15 protein-coding genes and 3 tRNA genes are annotated in these 18,611 nt (G+C 66.7%); 10 read left to right on the top strand and 8 right to left on the bottom strand.

Features of this window, described 5'->3' with window-relative positions; all coding sequences use genetic code 11:
• Positions 1 to 3: 3 nt before the first annotated feature.
• The 8 genes from nuoG to DK26_RS18185 form a co-directional block, all read right to left on the bottom strand.
• Positions 4 to 2,067, bottom strand: a complete 2,064-nt coding sequence (nuoG, locus tag DK26_RS18220) for an NADH-quinone oxidoreductase subunit NuoG (protein WP_066475420.1) — start codon at positions 2,065 to 2,067, stop codon at positions 4 to 6.
• Between the two features lie 4 nt (positions 2,068 to 2,071).
• Positions 2,072 to 3,376, bottom strand: a complete 1,305-nt coding sequence (gene nuoF / locus DK26_RS18215; RefSeq protein ID WP_066475419.1) for an NADH-quinone oxidoreductase subunit NuoF — start codon at positions 3,374 to 3,376, stop codon at positions 2,072 to 2,074.
• A gap of 10 nt (positions 3,377 to 3,386) precedes the next feature.
• Positions 3,387 to 4,631, bottom strand: a complete 1,245-nt coding sequence (gene nuoE / locus DK26_RS18210) for an NADH-quinone oxidoreductase subunit NuoE (RefSeq protein ID WP_066475418.1) — start codon at positions 4,629 to 4,631, stop codon at positions 3,387 to 3,389.
• Positions 4,631 to 5,821 carry an NADH-quinone oxidoreductase subunit D gene (locus DK26_RS18205; RefSeq protein WP_066475416.1) on the bottom strand — a complete coding sequence of 397 codons (1,191 nt, stop codon included), beginning with the start codon at positions 5,819 to 5,821 and terminating at the stop codon, positions 4,631 to 4,633. The genes nuoE and DK26_RS18205 overlap by 1 nt, the downstream gene beginning before the upstream one ends.
• The gene (locus DK26_RS18200) at positions 5,818 to 6,177 is read right to left on the bottom strand and encodes a GFA family protein (RefSeq protein ID WP_282568043.1); all 360 of its coding nucleotides are present in this window, start codon (positions 6,175 to 6,177) and stop codon (positions 5,818 to 5,820) included. Before DK26_RS18200 ends, DK26_RS18205 begins: the two co-directional genes overlap by 4 nt.
• An 82-nt stretch (positions 6,178 to 6,259) precedes the next feature.
• Positions 6,260 to 6,865 carry an NADH-quinone oxidoreductase subunit C gene (locus tag DK26_RS18195; protein WP_066475413.1) on the bottom strand — a complete coding sequence of 202 codons (606 nt, stop codon included), beginning with the start codon at positions 6,863 to 6,865 and terminating at the stop codon, positions 6,260 to 6,262.
• 140 nt (positions 6,866 to 7,005) lie between these two features.
• A complete protein-coding gene (locus DK26_RS18190; protein ID WP_157089718.1) occupies positions 7,006 to 7,584 on the bottom strand; it encodes an NADH-quinone oxidoreductase subunit B in 579 nt (192 codons plus the stop codon).
• Between the two features lie 79 nt (positions 7,585 to 7,663).
• The gene (locus DK26_RS18185; RefSeq protein WP_157089717.1) at positions 7,664 to 8,029 is read right to left on the bottom strand and encodes an NADH-quinone oxidoreductase subunit A; all 366 of its coding nucleotides are present in this window, start codon (positions 8,027 to 8,029) and stop codon (positions 7,664 to 7,666) included.
• A 409-nt stretch (positions 8,030 to 8,438) separates the two neighbouring features.
• Between DK26_RS18185 and DK26_RS18180 the strand changes: the two genes are divergently transcribed.
• The 10 genes from DK26_RS18180 to DK26_RS18130 all read left to right on the top strand — a co-directional run bounded on the left by DK26_RS18180 (position 8,439) and on the right by DK26_RS18130 (position 18,471).
• Entirely contained in the window at positions 8,439 to 9,056 is a 618-nt protein-coding gene (locus DK26_RS18180; protein WP_066475409.1) for a D-Ala-D-Ala carboxypeptidase family metallohydrolase, read from the top strand.
• Between the two features lie 87 nt (positions 9,057 to 9,143).
• A complete protein-coding gene (locus DK26_RS18175; protein WP_066475407.1) occupies positions 9,144 to 11,861 on the top strand; it encodes a response regulator in 2,718 nt (905 codons plus the stop codon).
• A gap of 85 nt (positions 11,862 to 11,946) precedes the next feature.
• Positions 11,947 to 12,022 (top strand) — tRNA-Val (locus DK26_RS18170).
• Positions 12,023 to 12,369: 347 nt separating this feature from the next.
• Positions 12,370 to 12,717: a hypothetical protein gene (locus DK26_RS28610; protein WP_083533309.1), complete on the top strand. Its 348-nt coding sequence runs from the start codon at positions 12,370 to 12,372 to the stop codon at positions 12,715 to 12,717.
• 415 nt (positions 12,718 to 13,132) lie between these two features.
• Positions 13,133 to 13,209: transfer RNA gene (locus DK26_RS18160), tRNA-Asp, on the top strand.
• Between the two features lie 80 nt (positions 13,210 to 13,289).
• Positions 13,290 to 13,366, top strand: a tRNA-Asp gene (locus DK26_RS18155).
• A 488-nt stretch (positions 13,367 to 13,854) separates the two neighbouring features.
• Positions 13,855 to 14,328, top strand: coding sequence for a 2Fe-2S iron-sulfur cluster-binding protein (locus tag DK26_RS18145; protein ID WP_066475397.1), 474 nt, complete (start codon positions 13,855 to 13,857; stop codon positions 14,326 to 14,328).
• On the top strand, positions 14,328 to 16,433 hold the full coding sequence (locus DK26_RS18140; RefSeq protein WP_066475395.1) for a molybdopterin cofactor-binding domain-containing protein: 2,106 nt from the start codon (positions 14,328 to 14,330) through the stop codon (positions 16,431 to 16,433). Before DK26_RS18145 ends, DK26_RS18140 begins: the two co-directional genes overlap by 1 nt.
• Positions 16,433 to 17,509, top strand: a complete 1,077-nt coding sequence (locus DK26_RS18135; protein ID WP_066475386.1) for a patatin-like phospholipase family protein — start codon at positions 16,433 to 16,435, stop codon at positions 17,507 to 17,509. The genes DK26_RS18140 and DK26_RS18135 overlap by 1 nt, the downstream gene beginning before the upstream one ends.
• 5 nt (positions 17,510 to 17,514) lie before the next feature.
• Positions 17,515 to 18,471: an AraC family transcriptional regulator gene (locus tag DK26_RS18130; protein ID WP_066475384.1), complete on the top strand. Its 957-nt coding sequence runs from the start codon at positions 17,515 to 17,517 to the stop codon at positions 18,469 to 18,471.
• The last annotated feature ends 140 nt before the right edge of the window (positions 18,472 to 18,611 follow it).

Below are 18,611 nucleotides of genomic sequence, written 5' to 3'. Positions count from 1 at the left end.
GGCTTACTCCGCCGCCTGCCGGAGCCGGCCGGAGGCCAGCGCCGAACATTCCGCCATCACGGCCGAAGCGCGCGCGATCGGGTTGGTCGAATAGAAATCGTGCACGGCCGAGACGAAGCCCGCCTTCTCGGTCGCCCCGCCGATACCGGCGAGCTGCGAGAGGCCGGCGACATCGCCCGCCGCGACAGCGTCCACGGCCGCAAAGTGCGGGTGCGCGGCATAGAGGGCCTGGCGGAGCGCACCGAGCGAATCGAACGGCAGGGCCTTGCCCAGCGCCGCCGACAGCGCGCGCAGGATCGCCCAGTCTTCCTTGGCGTCGCCCGGCGGGAAGGTGGCGCGAGCCGCCATCTGCACCCGACCTTCGGTGTTGACGTAGGTGCCGGACTTCTCGGTGTAAGTCGCGCCCGGCAGGATCACGTCGGCGCGATGCGCGCCCTTGTCGCCATGGCTGCCCTGGTAGATCACGAAGGCGCCGGCCGGCACCTCGATCTCGTCGGCACCGAGCAAGTAGAGCACGTCGAGCGCGCCCGCCGCGGTCATGCCGGCGACGTCGAGGCCGCCCTCACCCGGCACGAAACCGAGGTCGAGAGCACCGACGCGGGCAGCAGCGGTGTGCAGCACGCCAAAACCGTTCCAGCCTTCCTTGACCGCACCGAGCACCTGCGCCGCCTTGGCGGCGAGCGAGAGCACGGCGGCGCCGTCGGCACGGGCGAGAGCGCCCTGCCCGACCAGCACCAGCGGACGCTCGCCGGCGGCCGGGGCGCGCTTGACGAGGTCCGCAAGCGTTTCGGGACCGGCGCCGAGATGCTCATGCGCATAGGTCAGGTCGACCGGCTCGCCGATGACGGTGACCTTGAAGTCGCCGCGCAGCCAGCGCTTACGAATGCGCGCATTGATGATCGCGGCTTCCTTGCGCGGGTTGGCGCCGATGATCAGCAGCGAGGTCGCGTCCTCGATCCCGGCAATGCCGCTGTTGAGGATGTAAGCAGCGCGGCCGAACTTCGTGTCGAGCTTCGCACCGTCCTGGCGGCAGTCGAGATTACTCGAGCCGAGGCCGGCGATCAGGCTTTTCAGCGCGAACATCTCTTCGACTGCGGCGAGGTCGCCGGCGATCGCGCCGATGCGCTCCGGCTTGGCCGCCTTGAGCTTGCTCGCGACCAGCGCCAGTGCCTCGTTCCAGCTCGCCGGACGAAGTGCGCCGTTCTGCCGGATATAGGGCCGGTCGAGACGCTGGGTCTTCAGCCCATCGGCGATGTGGCGGGTCTTGTCGGAGATCCACTCCTCGTTCACCGCCTCGTTGATGCGCGGCAGGACGCGCATCACCTCGCGGCCGCGGGAATCGACCCGGATCGCCGAGCCGACCGCGTCCATCACGTCGATGGATTCGGTCTTGGTCAGCTCCCAGGGGCGGGCTTTGTTCTGGTAGGGCCGCGAGGTCAGCGCGCCGACCGGGCAGAGGTCGACGACATTGCCCTGCAGCTCGGAGCTCATCGCCTGCTCGAGATAGGTGGTGATCTCCATGTCCTCGCCGCGACCGATCGCGCCGAGATCCGTGGCACCGGCGACCTCGGTGGTGAAGCGGACGCAGCGCGTGCACTGGATGCAGCGCGTCATCGAGGTCTTCACCAACGGGCCGATATACTTGTCCTCGACGGCGCGCTTGTTCTCGGCGAAGCGCGAGGTGTCGACGCCATAGGCCATCGCCTGGTCCTGCAGGTCGCACTCGCCGCCCTGGTCGCAGATCGGGCAGTCGAGCGGGTGGTTGATGAGCAGGAACTCCATCACCCCTTCGCGCGCCTTCTTGACCATCGGCGACTTCGTCGAGACGACCGGCGGCTCGCCGTTCGGGCCGGGGCGCAGATCGCGCACGCCGATAGCGCAGGAGGCCTGCGGCTTTGGCGGACCACCCTTCACCTCGACCAGGCACATGCGGCAATTGCCGGCGATGGAGAGCCGCTCGTGGAAGCAGAAGCGCGGCACCTCGGCGCCGGCCGCCTCGCAGGCCTGGAGCACGGTGTACTCCGGGGGAACGTCGACCTCGATGCCGTCGATCAGAAGCTTGGTCATGGTCTCACTCCGCCGCCATGAGCCTGACCGGCTCACCATGCGGGTTGGCGGCATAGTCGTCGATGCGCTGCTCGATCTCGTGGCGGAAATGGTTGATCAGGCCCTGGATCGGCCAGGCGGCAGCATCGCCCAGCGCGCAGATGGTGTGGCCCTCGATCTGCTTGGAAACGTCGAGCAGCATGTCGATCTCGCGCTTCTGCGCCCTGCCCTCGGCCATGCGGCTGACGACACGCCACATCCAGCCCGTGCCCTCGCGGCACGGCGTGCACTGGCCGCAGCTCTCATGCTTGTAGAAATAGCTGATGCGGGCGATGGCGCGGATGATGTCCGTGGACTTGTCCATGACGATCACCGCCGCCGTGCCGAGGCCCGACTTCAGCTTGGAGAGCGAGTCGAAATCCATCGGCGTGTCGATGATCTGCTCGGCCGGCACCATGCGCACCGAGGAGCCGCCGGGGATGACCGCCTTGAGGTTGTCCCAGCCGCCGCGGATGCCGCCGCAATGGCGCTCGATCAGCTCGCGGAAGGTCAGGCCCATCGCCTCTTCGACGTTGCAGGGCTTGTTCACATGGCCCGAGACGCAGAACAGCTTGGTGCCGACATTGTTGGGCGTGCCGATCGAGGAGAACCAGCTCGCGCCCCGGCGCAGGATGGTCGGCGCGACCGCGATCGACTCGACGTTGTTGACGGTGGTCGGGCAGCCATAGAGGCCGACATTGGCCGGGAAAGGCGGCTTCAGCCGCGGCATGCCCTTCTTGCCCTCGAGGCTCTCGAGCAGCGCAGTCTCTTCGCCGCAGATATAGGCGCCGGCACCGTGATGCACATAAAGATCAAACGGATAGCCATGCTTGTTGTTCTTGCCGATGAGGTTGGCCGCATAGGCCTCATCGACGGCGCGTTGCAGCGCCTCGCGCTCGCGGACGTATTCGCCGCGGATATAGATGTAGGCGGCATGCGCGCCCATGGCGAAGGAGGCGATCAGGCAGCCCTCGACCAGCGTATGCGGGTCGTTGCGCATGATCTCGCGATCCTTGCAGGTGCCCGGCTCCGACTCGTCGGCATTGACGACGAGATAGTGCGGGCGACCGTCGCTCTGCTTGGGCATGAACGACCACTTCAGGCCGGTCGGGAAGCCGGCGCCGCCGCGCCCGCGCAGGCCCGACTTCTTCATCTCGTCGATGATCCAGTCACGGCCCTGCTCGAGCAGGAACTTGGTGCCATCCCAGGCACCGCGCTGCATGGCGCCCTTCAGCGACAGGTCGTGCCGGCCGTAGAGGTTGGTGAAAATGCGGTCGCGATCTGCGAGCATGGTTTTCGCCTCACTTCACCGGCTTGTCGCCGAGCTTGCTGTCCGGCCGCCAGCCGGTCGCAAGCTTCTTGGCCTGGCCGATCCAGTCGTCACGGACCGCCCTGCCCTTGAATCCAGTCACACGCGCATCGACCCAGGCCAGCTCGGCCGGCGTCCAGGCCGCGATCTGATCGTAATGCCAGATGCCCATCTCGTTGAGCATCGTCGCCAGCTTCGGACCGACGCCCCAGATCAGCTCGAGGTCGTCGCCCTTACCGCCACGCGCCGCGGTGAGCAACGCGGGCTTGGCTTCGGCTACGGCCGGCGCAGCTTCGGCAACCGGGGCGGCCTTCGCGGCCGCAGCCGGCTTGGTTTCGGGCTTGGCATCGTCCTTGATCGCCTTGCCGGTCGCCGACGGGGTGTCCTGCGCAGCGCTGGCCGGCTGACCGGGCTCGGACGGCTTCGGGCGGCCGGGTGCTGCGGCTTCCGGGGCCGGCGCGGTCTTGATGTCGGTCGGGCCGGCCTTACCGATCGCGGCGGCGGCTTCAGCCTCCGCCTTCGCCTTGGCTTCGGCCGCGGCCTTCTCGCTGGCGATCTTGATCGCGGCCTCTTCGCGCTGCTTGGCGATGCGCTGCTGCCAGTTGCCGGCGCCGATCACCGAGCCGTCATAGAGCGCGGCGTCCTTCAGCGTCTCGCCGCCACCGACCGGCTCCGAGCAGGAACGGTCGATCTGCGGGCCGGGCTTGGTCGGGCGGCCATGACGGAGATCGTCGAGGAGCTTGCGGAAATTCTCCGGCGTCAGATCCTCGTAATAGTCGAAATTGATCTGCGCCATCGGCGCGTTGCAGCAGGCGCCGAGGCACTCGACCTCGAGCCAGGAAAGCTTGCCGTCGTCGCTCACGGTCGATTGCGGGCCGATGACGTCCTCGCAGACCTTCTTCAGCGCCTCGGCGCCGCGCAGCGCGCAGGGCGTGGTGCCGCAGAGCTGGACGAAATGCTGTCCGACCGGCTGCAGGTTGAACATGGTGTAAAAGGTCGCGACTTCCAGCACGCGCATCGGCGCCATGGAGAGCTTCTTCGCGACGGCCTCGATCGCAGCGCGCGGCACCCAGCCATCATGCTGCTCCTGCGCCTTCCACAGGAGCGGAATCACGGCCGAGGCCTGGCGGCCATCTGGATATTTGGCGATCTGCTGGTCGGCCCAGTTCTCGTTCGCCGCGGTGAAGGCGAAGGAGGCGGGCTGGACGTGATCGGGCGCGAGACGACGGACGGACATCAGCGGTCCACCTCACCAAAGACGATATCGAGGGAGCCGAGGATGGCGGAGACGTCCGCCAGCATGTGCTTGCGGCACATGAAGTCCATGGCCTGGAGATGGGCGAAGCCCGGGGCCTTGATCTTGCAGCGATAGGGCTTGTTGGTGCCGTCGGAGACGAGATAGACGCCGAATTCGCCCTTCGGGGCCTCGACCGCGGCGTAGACCTCGCCCTCGGGCACCTTGTAGCCCTCGGTATAGAGCTTGAAGTGGTGGATCAGCGCTTCCATCGAGCGCTTCATCTCGCCGCGCTTGGGCGGCACCATCTTGCCGTCGAGCGAAGAGACCGGGCCGCCGCCATCGGCCGCGAGCAGCTTCTCGCAGCACTGCTTCATGATGCGGACCGACTGGCGCATCTCTTCCATGCGGATGCAGTAGCGGTCGTAGCAGTCGCCGTTCTTGCCGACGGGGATGTCGAATTCCATCTCCTCGTAGCACTCGTAGGGCTGGCTCTTGCGCAGGTCCCAGGCGGCGCCGGAACCGCGCACCATCACGCCCGAGAAACCCCATTTCCAGCAGGTCTCGAGATCGACGACGCCGATGTCGACATTGCGCTGCTTGAAGATGCGGTTGTCGGTGAGCAGGCCCTCCAGGTCGTCGCAGACCTTGAGGAACGGATCGCACCATTCGGCAATGTCGTGGATCAGCGAGGGCGGCAGGTCCTGGTGGACGCCGCCGGGCCGAACATAGGCCGCGTGCATGCGCGCGCCGCAGGCCCGCTCGTAGAAGATCATCAGCTTCTCGCGCTCCTCGAAGCCCCAGAGCGGCGGGGTGAGCGCGCCAACGTCCATGGCCTGCGTGGTGACGTTGAGGATGTGCGAGAGGATGCGGCCGATCTCGGAATAGAGCACGCGGATGAGCTGGCCGCGGCGCGGCACCGTCACGCCCATCAGCTTCTCGACCGCGAGCGAATAGGCATGCTCCTGGTTCATCGGCGCGACATAGTCGAGCCGGTCGAAATAGGGCAGCGCCTGGAGATAGGTCTTGGCCTCGATCAGCTTCTCGGTGCCGCGATGCAGCAGGCCGATATGCGGGTCGACGCGCTCGACGATTTCGCCGTCGAGCTCCAGCACGAGGCGCAGCACGCCGTGCGCCGCCGGATGCTGCGGGCCGAAGTTGATCGAGAAGTTGCGGATATTGTGCTCGCTCATGTCCGGGCGTCCTGCTCAGCCTGGAACCGCGCCATCACCTCGGCACCCGTCAGGCGGGGGCGCTCGCCGGCGAAGGCATAGAGGCCTGGCTTCTCGTCGATGAAGATCTCTTCGAGGAAGTTGAAAGGCGTCAGATCGTCGAAGCTCTGCAGCGAGACGGCGACATGGCCCTCGCCTTCGCGCAGCCGCCAGAACAGGCTCGACCCGCAGACCGAGCAGAACTGGCGCTCGCCCCAATCGGAGGACGGGTAGCGGCCAAGACGGCTCTCGTCCTCGATCGTAACCTCGCCGCAGGGTACTGCCATGAACACGCCGCCGCTCCAGCGCCGGCACATGCTGCAATGGCAGACATCCATCTCAAGCTTAGCCGGCGTGGCGCGGAAACGGACCGCACCGCACAGACAGCCTCCCGATACGGGCGCGCTTTCAGCCATCGCCTCAGGCCCCCTTCGCCTTCTCGTCGCCGGGCAGCACGTAGTCCGTGCCTTCCCAGGGCGAGAGGAAGTCGAAGTTGCGGAACTCCTGGTTGAGCTTCACCGGCTCGTAGACGACGCGCTTCTGCTCGTCGTCATAGCGGACCTCGACGAAGCCGGTCAGCGGGAAGTCCTTGCGCAGCGGATAGCCCTCGAAACCGTAATCGGTGAGGATGCGGCGCAGGTCCGGGTGGCCCGAGAACAGGATGCCGTAGAAGTCGTAAGCCTCGCGCTCGTACCAGTTCGCGGCCGGGAAGACCTCGATCACCGAGGGAACCGGGGTCGCCTCGTCGGTCTGGACCTTCACCCGGATGCGCACGTTGTGACGCGGCGAAAGCAGGTGGTAGACCACGTCGAAGCGCTTCTCGCGGCCGGGATAGTCGGCGCCGGCGATGTCGGTGAAATTGACGAAGCGAAAGCGCTGATCGTCATAGAGCGTGCGCAGCACCTGGACGATGGCGCTGGCCTCGGCCTCGATGGTGAGCTCGTCGAAAGCGACGAGCGCGTTCGTGACCGCGCCGGGCAGCGCCGCCTTGATCTCTTCGCCCAATGTCACGAGCGCTTCGCTCATCGTCTCACCTTCGGTCGCCCCGCCTGCATCCTGGCCGGGATTGGCCCGGCCATCTCATGCAGACTTCGGCTTTGCCCTGTCCAATCCGCGCCTCTCCCTCAGGAGATGGTCGGGACAAGCCCGACCATGACGCGCATACATTACCGCTCGATCGTACCCGTGCGGCGGATCTTCTTCTGCAGCAGCAGAACACCGTAGAGCAGAGCCTCCGCAGTCGGCGGGCAGCCCGGCACGTAGATGTCGATCGGCACGATGCGGTCGCAGCCGCGCACCACCGAATAGCTGTAGTGGTAGTAGCCGCCGCCATTGGCGCAGGAGCCCATCGAGATGACGTAGCGCGGCTCCGGCATCTGGTCGTAGACCTTGCGCAAAGCCGGAGCCATCTTGTTGGTCAGAGTGCCCGCGACGATCATCACGTCCGACTGGCGCGGCGAGGCGCGCGGCGCGAAGCCGAAGCGCTCGACGTCATAGCGCGGCATGGAGAGCTGCATCATCTCGACCGCGCAGCAGGCGAGACCGAAGGTCATCCACATCAGCGAGCCGGTGCGCGACCAGTTGATCAGGTCGTCGGTCGCGGTGACGAGGAAGCCCTTGTCGGCGAGCTCGTTGTTGATCTCGACGAAGAAGGGATCGCGCGAGCCGACGGGCTTGCCGTCAGGGCCGAGCAGACCCTTAGGCGCGGGTGCGACGAGCGGATCGCCGCGATCGATCGCAGTCATGGCCATCAGTTCGACCTTCCGGGTTTCGACGAATCCAACAATGCCGACGGCACGGAGGCAGGCTTACGCGACACGGTGATCAATCCCACTCGAGGGCGCCCTTGCGCCACTCATAGACGAATCCGACGGTCAGCACGCCGAGGAAGAGCATCATCGACCAGAATCCGAACCAGCCGAGCCCGCCGAAGGCGACCGCCCAGGGGAAGAGGAAGGCGACCTCGAGGTCGAAGATGATGAAGAGGATCGCGACGAGATAGAAGCGCACGTCGAACTTCATGCGCGCGTCGTCGAAGGCGTTGAAGCCGCACTCATAGGCTGAGAGCTTCTCGGCATCCGGCTTGGAATAGGCGACGGCGAAGGGCGCGATCAGCAGCGCCAGACCGATCACCAGCGACAGGCCGATGAAGATGGCCAGCGGCAGGTAGTCGGTCAGCAGGGACTGCACAGGAAGAGCTTGCATGTGACACCCCGCAAAGCCGGTGCGCCGGCTGCGCACCCCAATCTCGCCAGTCGATTAGCCCCTGCTTTAGAATCACGCAAGGGTTTGCCGCGTCGCACAAAGCGGGCAGCGCCATGCCCGCGCCGCATGCGCCGGCGTCATGGCGGCGGGAGCGGGAAATCCGCGCGGTTCGGCCGGATTCTCGGCTGCCTCTGGCGCAAACGCAAGCAGGCGGTTGTCGCGGCGCGCCCGATCGTGGCAGATCGGCCCTAGCGTCAGCGTTCAGGAGATTCTCCACGATTCGCGCGGCGAACAGCCCGAAGGCAACGCAAGAGGCGGTTTTGTCAGCGAAGATCACGCCATCCGCGCAGGCTGAAGCCGCGGCGACACCGGCTCCGGACGTACTGGAATCGGCATGTCGCGGCTGAGCGGCGGCGCGAGCGCGTTGGCCCTCTGCCTCGTCCTGTCGGCGTCACCGGCGACTGCCCAGACCGTCCGCATGCAATTGCCGCCGGAGCGTCCGTTCGACCTCGACCTGAAGCCCGGCCCGGCCGAGCCGGCGATCGTGGTCCCCGTCCAGCCCGCGCCCGCCGAAGCACCGACACCGACCGCTGCCGTGCCGGGTCCTACCCTGGCACAGCCCGACGATGACGAAGGGCCAGAATGGCCGCAGCGCACGCCGGGGCAGCCCGAGGAGGAGCCGGCTTTCGATCCCGAGGAAAAGCCGGACCGTCCAGGCATCTCGACCGACCCTGGAACCTCGATCGTCTGCCTGCCACCGGTGCTGAAGAAAATTCTCGGCAAAATCGCCGACAAGTATGGAGCGGTGAAGGTCACCTCGACCTGGCGGCCGCCCTGGCGCGCCCGACGCGGCTCCTTCCACAAGCGCTGCGAGGCGATGGATTTCCGCGTGCCGGGCGTCAGGCCGCGCGCCGTCCTCGAATTCGCCAGGAGCCTGCCGGAAGTCGGCGGCAACAAAGTCTACTGGAACGGGTTGATCCACATCGACACGGGACCGCGGCGACCCTGGTGAATGCCGTCACGATCCGGGCGGCAGCGCACTAGCACGCGCCGCGCGGCATGCTACAGCTTTAGAATCGCCGATTGGGGACTGGAAGGTATGACGTCATCGGCGAAACCCAGCGGCGTTCCGGCCCGGCTGGTGATCCTGTCCCTGGTCGCAGTGCTCGTTCTGCCCGGCATGGTGTTCGCCGGCCTGTTGCTGCAACGCTTTGCCCAGTCGGAAAACGAACGCTACCGGCAGGAGGCACGCGAGGTCGCCAGCACCGCCGCCTCGATTCTCGATCGCTATCTCGGCGGCTGGCAGACCACGCTGCAGACGCTCGCGACGTCAGAGAACCTGCGCAGCCGCAATTTCGAGGCGTTCTATCGTCAGGCGACGCTGGTCAAGCACTTCGTCGGGGCGGAGATCGGCCTGCGCCGGATCGATGGCGAGCAGATCGTCAACACGCGCTTCCCCTACGGCTCGCAACTACCGAACTACAAGTTCGACGTCGACAGCGAGGCGATCGCCACGCGCAAGCCGGTCGTCTCGAACATCTTCATCGGGGCGATGACCGGCGAGCCCCTGGTCACGATGATCATCCCGCTGGAATTCGACGGCAGGCCGGAATTCCTGCTGCATATCAGCGCCAATACGCAGCGGTTGAACGATGTGCTGAAGCCGGTGGTTCCGGCGAACTGGGTCGTCGCCGTCGGTGATCGGCGCGGTCAGTACGTCACCCGCTCGGAGGATCACGAGGCCTTCAGCGGCAAGCCCGGCGTGCCGGCGTTCCTGGAGAAGGCGGTCGGAGCAAGCGGCAATTTCGAGGGCCAGAGCGCGAAGGGCGAGCCGGTCCTGGTCGGCTACGTCCGCTCCGACCTCGCGGATTGGCTCGTCGCCGCCAGCGTTCACCAGAGCATCATCAGGCAGCCGCTCAATACCGCCCTGCAATCCCTGATCGCCTTCGGGCTCGCGGCTCTGCTCGTCGCCTCCCTGATCGCACTCTGGCTTTGGGGACTGATCGGTCGGCCGCTGGCGATCCTGACCAAAGCCAGCGGCCAGCTCGGCCGGCTGGCGGGGCCAATCGCAGCGCCGACGCGGCTGCGCGAATTCGCAGCGCTGCGAAATGCCCTTTCGGACGCCTCGGAACAGATCCGTTCGGACAGCGCCGCCCTGGAGGAGCGCGTCGCTGCGCGCACGCGCGAGCTGGAAGAGACCAATGCGAGGCTCGCCGCCGAGATCGAGCAGCGCTCGCGGATCGAGACCATGCTGGTCCAGGCCCAGAAGATGGAGGCGATCGGCAACCTGACCGGCGGCGTCGCGCACGACTTCAACAACCTGCTGCAGGTCGTCGGCGGCAATCTCCAGCTGCTGGCGCGCGAGGTTCCCGGCAACGACAAGGCGCAGGCCCGGATCGAGAAGGCGATGGCCGGCGTCGCACGCGGCTCGCATCTAGCCTCGCAACTGCTCGCCTTCGGCCGCCGCCAGCCGCTGGAACCAAAGGTCGTCAACATCGGGCGCCTGATCCGCGGCATGGACGACCTGCTGCGGCGCACGCTCGGTGAAGCCGTCGAGATCGAGACGGTGATCGCCGGTGGCCTCTGGAACACGCTCGTCGACCCCGCCAATCTCGAGAATGCGATCCTCAACCTCGCGATCAACTCGCGCGACGCCATGGGCGGGCACGGCCGACTGACCGTCGAGGCCGGCAATGCCTTCCTGGACGATGCCTATGCCGCCGCACATGCCGACGTCACGGCCGGCCAATATGTCCAGATTGCGGTCAGCGACACCGGCTCGGGCATGAGCCGCGAGATCATCGAGCAGGTGTTCGAGCCGTTCTTCTCGACCAAGCCCGAGGGCAAGGGCACCGGTCTTGGGCTCTCCATGGTCTACGGCTTCGTCAAGCAGTCGGGCGGGCATGTGAAGGTCTACAGCGAGCCCGGACAGGGCACGACGATGCGGCTTTACCTGCCACGCTCGATCGAGGCCGAGGACATCCCCGCCGAGGTCGACACCGGCCCGGTCGTCGGGGGCAATGAGATCGTCCTCGTCGTCGAGGACGACGATGCGGTGCGCGATACCGTGATCGGACTGCTCGACGGGCTCGGCTACCGCGTTTTGAAGGCACCGGATGCGCAGAGCGCGCTGGTCGTCGTTGAAAGCGGCGTCGCCATCGACTTGCTTTTCACCGATGTGGTGATGCCCGGCTCGCTAAAAAGCGCAGAGCTTGCCCGCAAGGCCAAGGAAAGGCTGCCGCAGCTCAGCGTGCTGTTCACATCGGGCTACACCGAGAACTCGATCGTGCATGGCGGCCGGCTCGACGCCGGCGTCAACCTTCTGTCGAAGCCCTATACGCGCGATGCCCTCGCCCGGAAGATCCGGCAGGTCCTGGCGCGCGACGGAAAGATGCCGAAGCCGGCGGCGGAACAGCCGGAGGCGCAGGCCGCCCCTGCCCCAGAGCGGACGATCTACACCGTGCTGGTCTGCGAGGACGAGGCGCTGATCCGACTCGACACGATCGACCTGCTGCAGGAGCTCGGCCACATCGCCGTCGAGGCCGAGAACGGCATGCAGGCCCTGGAACTGCTGACCAACGGCAATATCGATATCCTGATGACCGATGTCGGCCTGCCCGACCTGCGCGGCGACGAGCTGGCGCGGCGCGCGCGACAGATGCGCCCGGAGCAACCGGTCGTTTTCGTCACCGGCCATAGCGAGGTGGCGGGCTTCGAGGATGCACCGCGCACGGTGGTCCTCAAGAAGCCCTATGCGTTCGAAGCGCTGGAGCGAGCGATCGAGACGGTCATGGCCAAGGAGGCTGCGGAAAGCTGATCTGCTGCGCGAAGGCCTTGTCGCGGCACTTGCCCACAGGCTAAGGCTTGAAGGCTGAGTGGCGAGGCCTTAAACGGCTGCTGCGGGGCGGTTAGCTCAGTTGGTAGAGCATCTCGTTTACACCGAGAGGGTCGGCGGTTCGAGCCCGTCACCGCCCACCAGACCCTAAGCCTCTGACATTCTTTCGTTATTCAGAGCGCCTTACGCGCGATGCGGCGCGGATGTTCTCCTCGCGCCCGTGATATGCCCGCGATTGCCGGCCCGGAATTGCCTGATTCAGGCCTCCGCGACGAGCTCGGTCGGAATCCCATCGGTCGAAAGCCTACTGCCTGGTTAGGCGGGACTGCTGCGGGCCGGAACCAGCGGTAGGCGGCCCGCGCCGTGACTAAAGACCTTCTTGACCCAGCGCGTCCGCGCTTTCACATCTTCCGATGAATATCGGCCGACGCCGCCGTTCACCTGACGTTGAGGCTTATTGTCGTCCAATGACGCCGTAAGGAGAGATGCAATGCGTAAACTACTTGTTCTTGCGGCCTTCGCCATCGGCATCGGCGCTTCTGCTCAGGCATCTGCGTCCGAGGCGCTACCACAGGCCCTTGCACGGCAGCTGGACCAGCAGGCCCTCGAATATAGCATGACCGCAGCCAAGCAGCGGCGCCTCTACATGATGCAGGAGGCGACGCGTCAGCAGCAGTATGGACGAGGCGGCCGTGGGTACAATCGCGGCTACGGGCCGGGTCCGCGCCATGGTTACGGGCCCGGATACGGGCCGGGCCCGCGTTATGGATACGGCCCGGGCTACGGGCCGCGTCCCGGCTACGGCCCGCCGCGGGACTACGGCTACCGGAGATACTGACTCCCCGGGCGTCTCTGCCGGAGCGGTTCTCGTCGACACCAATAGAGAATCGCCGCCGTTCATCGCGAGCGACACCCCGAGCGCTCGCGATGAACAGCTCCTGCGTGAAGCCGGCCTCCTGCCGGACCGCACTCCGATCGATGCCGTTTCCAGAGCCCGGATCGCCCCCGCAGCCAGCTGGCGCCGCCTGATCGCGCCCATCGCCGAACTACGCGCAGATTCGTGGCGCATGCGACTGCTCCTCTCGCTTCTCCCGCTCCTTGGCATCGCCGGAAGCCCGCTGAGAATCGGCCATTTTGGGTGATTTTCCGCGGCGCGCTGTGGAAGTGTCGATTTGATGTCCCGAGCCGCTTGACACTTTCCGCCCGGGGCCATAATCCCAACCTCGCTGAGGCCAAGGCCTTCAGCCGCCCGCGCGGGCGTAGCTCAGTTGGTTAGAGTGCCGGCCTGTCACGCCGGAGGTCGCGGGTTCGAGCCCCGTCGCCCGCGCCAGATTTCCCCTCCATCTTCAGCTATTTGTAGCGAGGACTGAGGTTTTTACCTTAGCTGAGGCCGTTGCCTCGGCCGCCCGCGCGGGCGTAGCTCAGTTGGTTAGAGTGCCGGCCTGTCACGCCGGAGGTCGCGGGTTCGAGCCCCGTCGCCCGCGCCACTAAATTCGATCCGCACATCGGTATCGCCTCGCAGCGTCACACTCGCTCGGCCGGGTGGCTTGCACCTTCCCGCTTGATTTGTTCCGCTATGCGCCGGTGCGCGGCGAGATGCCTGCCCCTGCCAGCCGGGATCTCCTCCAACAGCCATTTTCGATAGGCCGTGTCCTCGTCTTCGGCTTAGGGCGCAGCCAGAAAGAATGCCGTCGCCAGCGCGGCGAGGAAGTCCTGGCGCGCAGCAGAGCGATCCGCATCACTCCTATCGAGATACTGCTCGGTTTCGGAGCTTCGGCGCAGGCCGAGCTTGCGGGCGGCTGGGCGCGACAGCTTGCCCGAGGCTCTCTCCCGCGGTCCAAGCAGAATCGGGCGGATACGCACCGGATGGACCGCACCGAGCCCGGTAGCGGAAATTCTGGCGCGATCGTTCAATGCGACGGGTATGCGTCATGATATCCGGTTGCGAATGAACAACACGTCATCCGGGCCAGCCATGCGCTTCGAGTTGAACGGCAAGGCGGCGAAGGTCCCCGCAACCTTGGCGGGGGATCGCCTGCTCTGGGTTCTGCGCGATCATTTTCTGCTGAACGGCCCCAAATACGGCTGCGGCGTGGGGGTCTGCGGCGCCTGCACGGTCCATGTAGATGGCCTGGCCGAGCGAGCCTGTCTCCTGACGGCCGCCGATGTCGCGGGGCGGAGCGTGATGACCCTGGAGGGACTTGGCTCGGGGCCCGGCGGCGGGCTTCACCCGGTGCAACAGGCCTGGATCGAAGCGGCAGTTCCTCAATGCGGCTATTGCCAGAACGGTCAGATCATGGCTGCCGCTGCGCTCCTCAACGCGAATGCGTCGGCTCCGGCTGCCGAGATCACAGCAGCGATGGACGGTGTCATCTGCCGCTGTGGGACGCAGCCGCGCATCGCCGCTGCGATCAGCCTGGCACAGCAGATGTTGCGGAAACCCGCGTGATGCCGATCTCGCGACGTTCCATCGTCAAGGGGCTCGGCTGGTTAGGTGCGGGGATCGTGGTCACGGCCGGCGGCGCCTATGGCGTGTCGCGGCACCTGGCGCTCCCCTATCGCGGCGCTCCGACGCGGGCCGACGCATCCGCCTGGCTGCGCCTGACGCCCGAAGGCCTGATCGAGATCGTCATGCCGCGCGCGGAGCTCGGCCAAGGTATCACGGTGTCGTTTCGCCAACTCGTGGCGGAGGAGACCGGTTTCCCGCTCGATCGGGTCCAGGCGATCCAGCCGCGGACCGATCTTCTGTCGCCCGCCCGGGCGACGGTCGGCTCCGATTCGGTGAAGGATTTCGCGCCCCTGCTGGCCTCTGCCGCCGCAGCTTTGGCAATCGTCCTGAAGCACGCCGGCGTCGTCGACGGCAAGGCCCCGCCCGCCGGTTTTGCCGCGCTGGCGACGAACCCACGCCTGATCGATGCCGCGGCATTTCAGGAAGCCAAGCCCGTTTGGCTCATGCGGGACCACCAGCGCCTCATCGGCAAGTCGCCGCCGACCGACGGAATTCACGCCGTCGTCACCGGGACCGCGCCGCTCTATGCGGATGATGTCCGCCTGCCGGGCATGGCTTTCGGGGCCGTACTCCGTCCGACGCGCCTGGGCGCCGTGCTGACATCGGTCGACGACACCAAGGCCCGAACGCTGCCCGGATATCTCGGGCTGCATCATGACGGCGGGCGCGCCCTCATCGCCGCCGAGAGCCGCGGCGGGCTGGAGGCGGCCCTGGCTTCGCTGATCGTGCGATGGTCCGGCGGGCTGCCTGACGACGCCGATGTTCTCGCAGCAGTCGATGTCGACTCTGGCCTGTCGAATGGGGCACTGGAGCATGTCCCGCGCAATGGGCGCTTCGCGCCGGGAGAGGCGTTCGACCTCGATCTGCGGCTAGACCTACCGATGGTAGCCCATGCCTGCATGGAGCCGCGCACCGCGGTGGCGCTTTTCAGCGAGGGCAGGAGGCTGGAAGTCTGGACTGGAACCCAGGACGTCACTTTCGTTCGTGCGGTACTCGCCCAGGAGCTCGGGTTGCCGCGTGACCATGTCACCGTGATCGGCTGCCGCGTCGGCGGTGGCTTTGGCGGCAAGACGCTCTGCACGGCCGAATTGGAGGCCGCGCTGCTCGCGAGAGCGTTCGGACGACCGGTCAAGGTACAGTGGACGCGCCTCGACGAGTTCCGCGAGGCCTTCCACCGGCCGCCGTCCTCGCACCGGATCAAAGCGCGTCTCGCCGCGGACGGGACGCTCGAGGCCTGGCATCACGCGTTCCGCTCGGGACATGTGATGTTCACCTCCGCCGCCATGGGGCCCGCTCTGCAGTTCGCAACGAGCTTCGTCGGCGATCCCGGCGTGCTGCGCGGCGCGATCCCGCCCTATGCGGCAGCGCACTTACGCGTCGAATTCGAGGATGTGCGGTTACCCGTTCACACTGGCCCCTGCCGTGGCCTCGGCGCTGGGCCGAACATCTGGGCCATTGAGACGGCGGTCGACCAGCTTGCTCGCTTGCGTAAGGAGGATCCGATCGCCTTCCGCGAGCGGATCCTTGCAGGACGATGGCCCCGCTTGGCTCGGGCGCTCGATCGGGTCGCGGCGGTGGCCGATTGGCGCGGGCTGCGGTCGACAGAGGAGCGCGGCTATGGCGTCGCCTGCGGTGTCTACAAGGAGATGTCCTATGCCGCGGTTATCGCCGAGGTGACGCGCGAACGCGGGCAGATGCGCGTGACAAAGCTCTGGTGCGCGCATGACTGCGGGCTGATGCTGAATCCAGGCCAGGTGAAGGCCCAGGTGGAGGGCAATCTCGTCTGGGGCATCGGCATGGCGCTGTCCGAAGCGCTCTCCCTCGCCAACGGCAACGTGGCGCAGACGAGCTTCGCCGACTACGCCGTGCCGCGCTTCTCCGACGTGCCCGAAATGATCATCGAGCTCATCGATGGAGGCGACGCGCCGACGGGGGCCGGCGAGACTGCCATCGTTGCGGCGGCACCGGCGATCACCAATGCCATTGCGACCATGACCGGCAGGCCGGTGCTGCAATTGCCATGGCGCGCTGACGAACCGGCGTGATGGCGCCGCTCCTGATCATCAGACTCGCTCTTCTTTGCACGGTGGCGGTCCTCGGCGGTTGCAGCCTTGCCCCGACGGGCAAGGCCCTCGCTCCCGAAACCCTTCGCATGGCCACTCCGCGAGCGGAAACGTTGCGCCCTCATGGCGAGGCCCGGCATGTGCTCGCCCTGTCGAGCGGCGGAGCGGATGGCGCCTTCGGCGCCGGCGTCCTCGTCGGCTGGACTGAAAGCGGCTCGCGGCCCACCTTCGCCGTGGTAAGCGGCGTGTCGACGGGGGCCCTGCAAGCACCGTTCGCCTTCCTCGGCCCGCGATATGATCCGCTGCTCGAGCAGGTCTACACAACCACCCGCACCGAGGACGTCTTCAAGGGCAACGGCATCGGCGTTATCGTCAAGGCAGGCATGAGCAAGGCCGACCCGCTGCGCCGAAAGCTTGATCGCATCGTGACCGACCGCATGATGGCAGAAATCGCGGATGCCCATCGCGAGGGCCGGCGGCTCTACGTCACTACCACCGACCTGACCAACGGCAAGCCGGTTACCTGGGATATGGGCCGGCTTGCGGCCTCCGGTCGTTTCGATGCGCGTTCGGCGTTCATCGAAATCCTGGTTGCCTCGGCCGCACCGCCCGGTTTCGTCGAGCCGATCCCGTTGCCAGACCCGGCCAGCGGCGTCGCGGTGCTGCACGGTGATGGCGGAGTGATGCGCCCGATCGTGGTCGAGCCCTCAATGCTGCGCGGCAAGCGCAGGCCTAGCCTCTGGATCATCGCCAACGGGCATGTCGGTACCGTTGCCACGACACAGGCCGCCGGGCATGGCGCGGCCGCGCTTGCCCGTCGCGGCGTATCGCAACTCCTGAAGAGCCTGAGCTTCAGCGCTGTCGAGCGGGCTGCAATCCTGGCGCGGGAGGCGGGCGCGGCGTTCCGGCTGCAGCAGCTTCCGAGCGAAATTCCCGAGGCCGCGAACCCTTTCGTCTTCGAGCCCGACGAGATGCGGAGCCTGTTCGAGGCTGGTCGAGGAAGAGGGAAAGATCCATCGAGCTGGCTGAGCGCTCCGGCCGCGACCGAAGAATGGTGAGCCGGATGAAGGACGATCTCACAGGCGCAGCCCTGGTGCGGCTGATGCAGCTGTCTTTCGCCGAGCAAGGGCTCGACCTGCCGGTCAGTACCGCAACGCTAAAGCCCAACCGGCCCCATGCATCGCTGGCCGAGAAAGCGGCCCTGGCCGAGGCGGTGCTGGCGGTCCATGGCCCGACTGCGCTTCTGAAGGTCGGCCAGTCGGTCTCGCGCCTGGCGTTCGATCCGCTTGGGGCTGCGTTGCTTGCGGCCCATGGCGGGCCGGACCTGATCGCGCGCTGGCGTCGGCTGGAGCGCTATGTTCACACCCGGCACCCCATCGTCGTGTGCAGCGTCAGCGAAACCGACGCCGTGCTCGATCATCGCGGAGACGCAGAAGATCCGCCCCCGGCGGTCAACTACCTGCTGTCGGGCCTGATCGCCGGGCTCCTCGCGGCAGCGGGCTGCGTCGATCTTTGCCTCACGATCGGGCCGGAAGACGGAGGCTTGGTCGTCATCGAGGCCGGCCACGTGATCGATACCCCACCTGCTCCTGCCGAACAGACCGGGCTCTGGCGCCTGTGCTGGATACCGGGAGCCAAGCCACCGCTGCCGCTACCCACGCTCTGCTCCCAGCCGCATCAGCACTTGGGCCGGTCAAGCCGGGACACGATCGCGCTGATCGAGAGCGACCTGCTCGTGATCTGGTCGTTGCCGCTGCTCGCGAGACGGCTCGGCCAGTCGCCACGCACCTTGCAGCGGCGTCTCGGGAATGACGGCCTGTCGCTGCAAATGCTGCGACGCGCCTCCCAGATTCGCCATGCGAGCCTTTTGCTGCTGAACGGAACCGCATCGCTTGCCTCGATCGGCTTTGCTTGCGGCTTCAGCGATGCCGCTCATTTTACCCGTGCCTTCCGGCAAGCGACCGGGATGAACCCTACGGAGTTCATGACCGCTGCCCGTCCCAGCGGCAACGGCACATGATGCGCGCGGGGGCGCCTTCCGCAATCAGCTAGGTGCATCGCCCGGCGCCGCCGGCCAGCCCGATTTGATTTTTTTTGCCCCGGTAAACCCCGAGACCAACGGAAAGCTCGGGCCGGCGCGCCAACGCAGCGCCCATCCGC

This window comes from Allobosea sp. WAO, from assembly GCF_001509835.1.
Lineage (GTDB): Bacteria > Pseudomonadota > Alphaproteobacteria > Rhizobiales > Beijerinckiaceae > Allobosea.
This window is presented reverse-complemented; position numbering and strand designations above follow the sequence as displayed.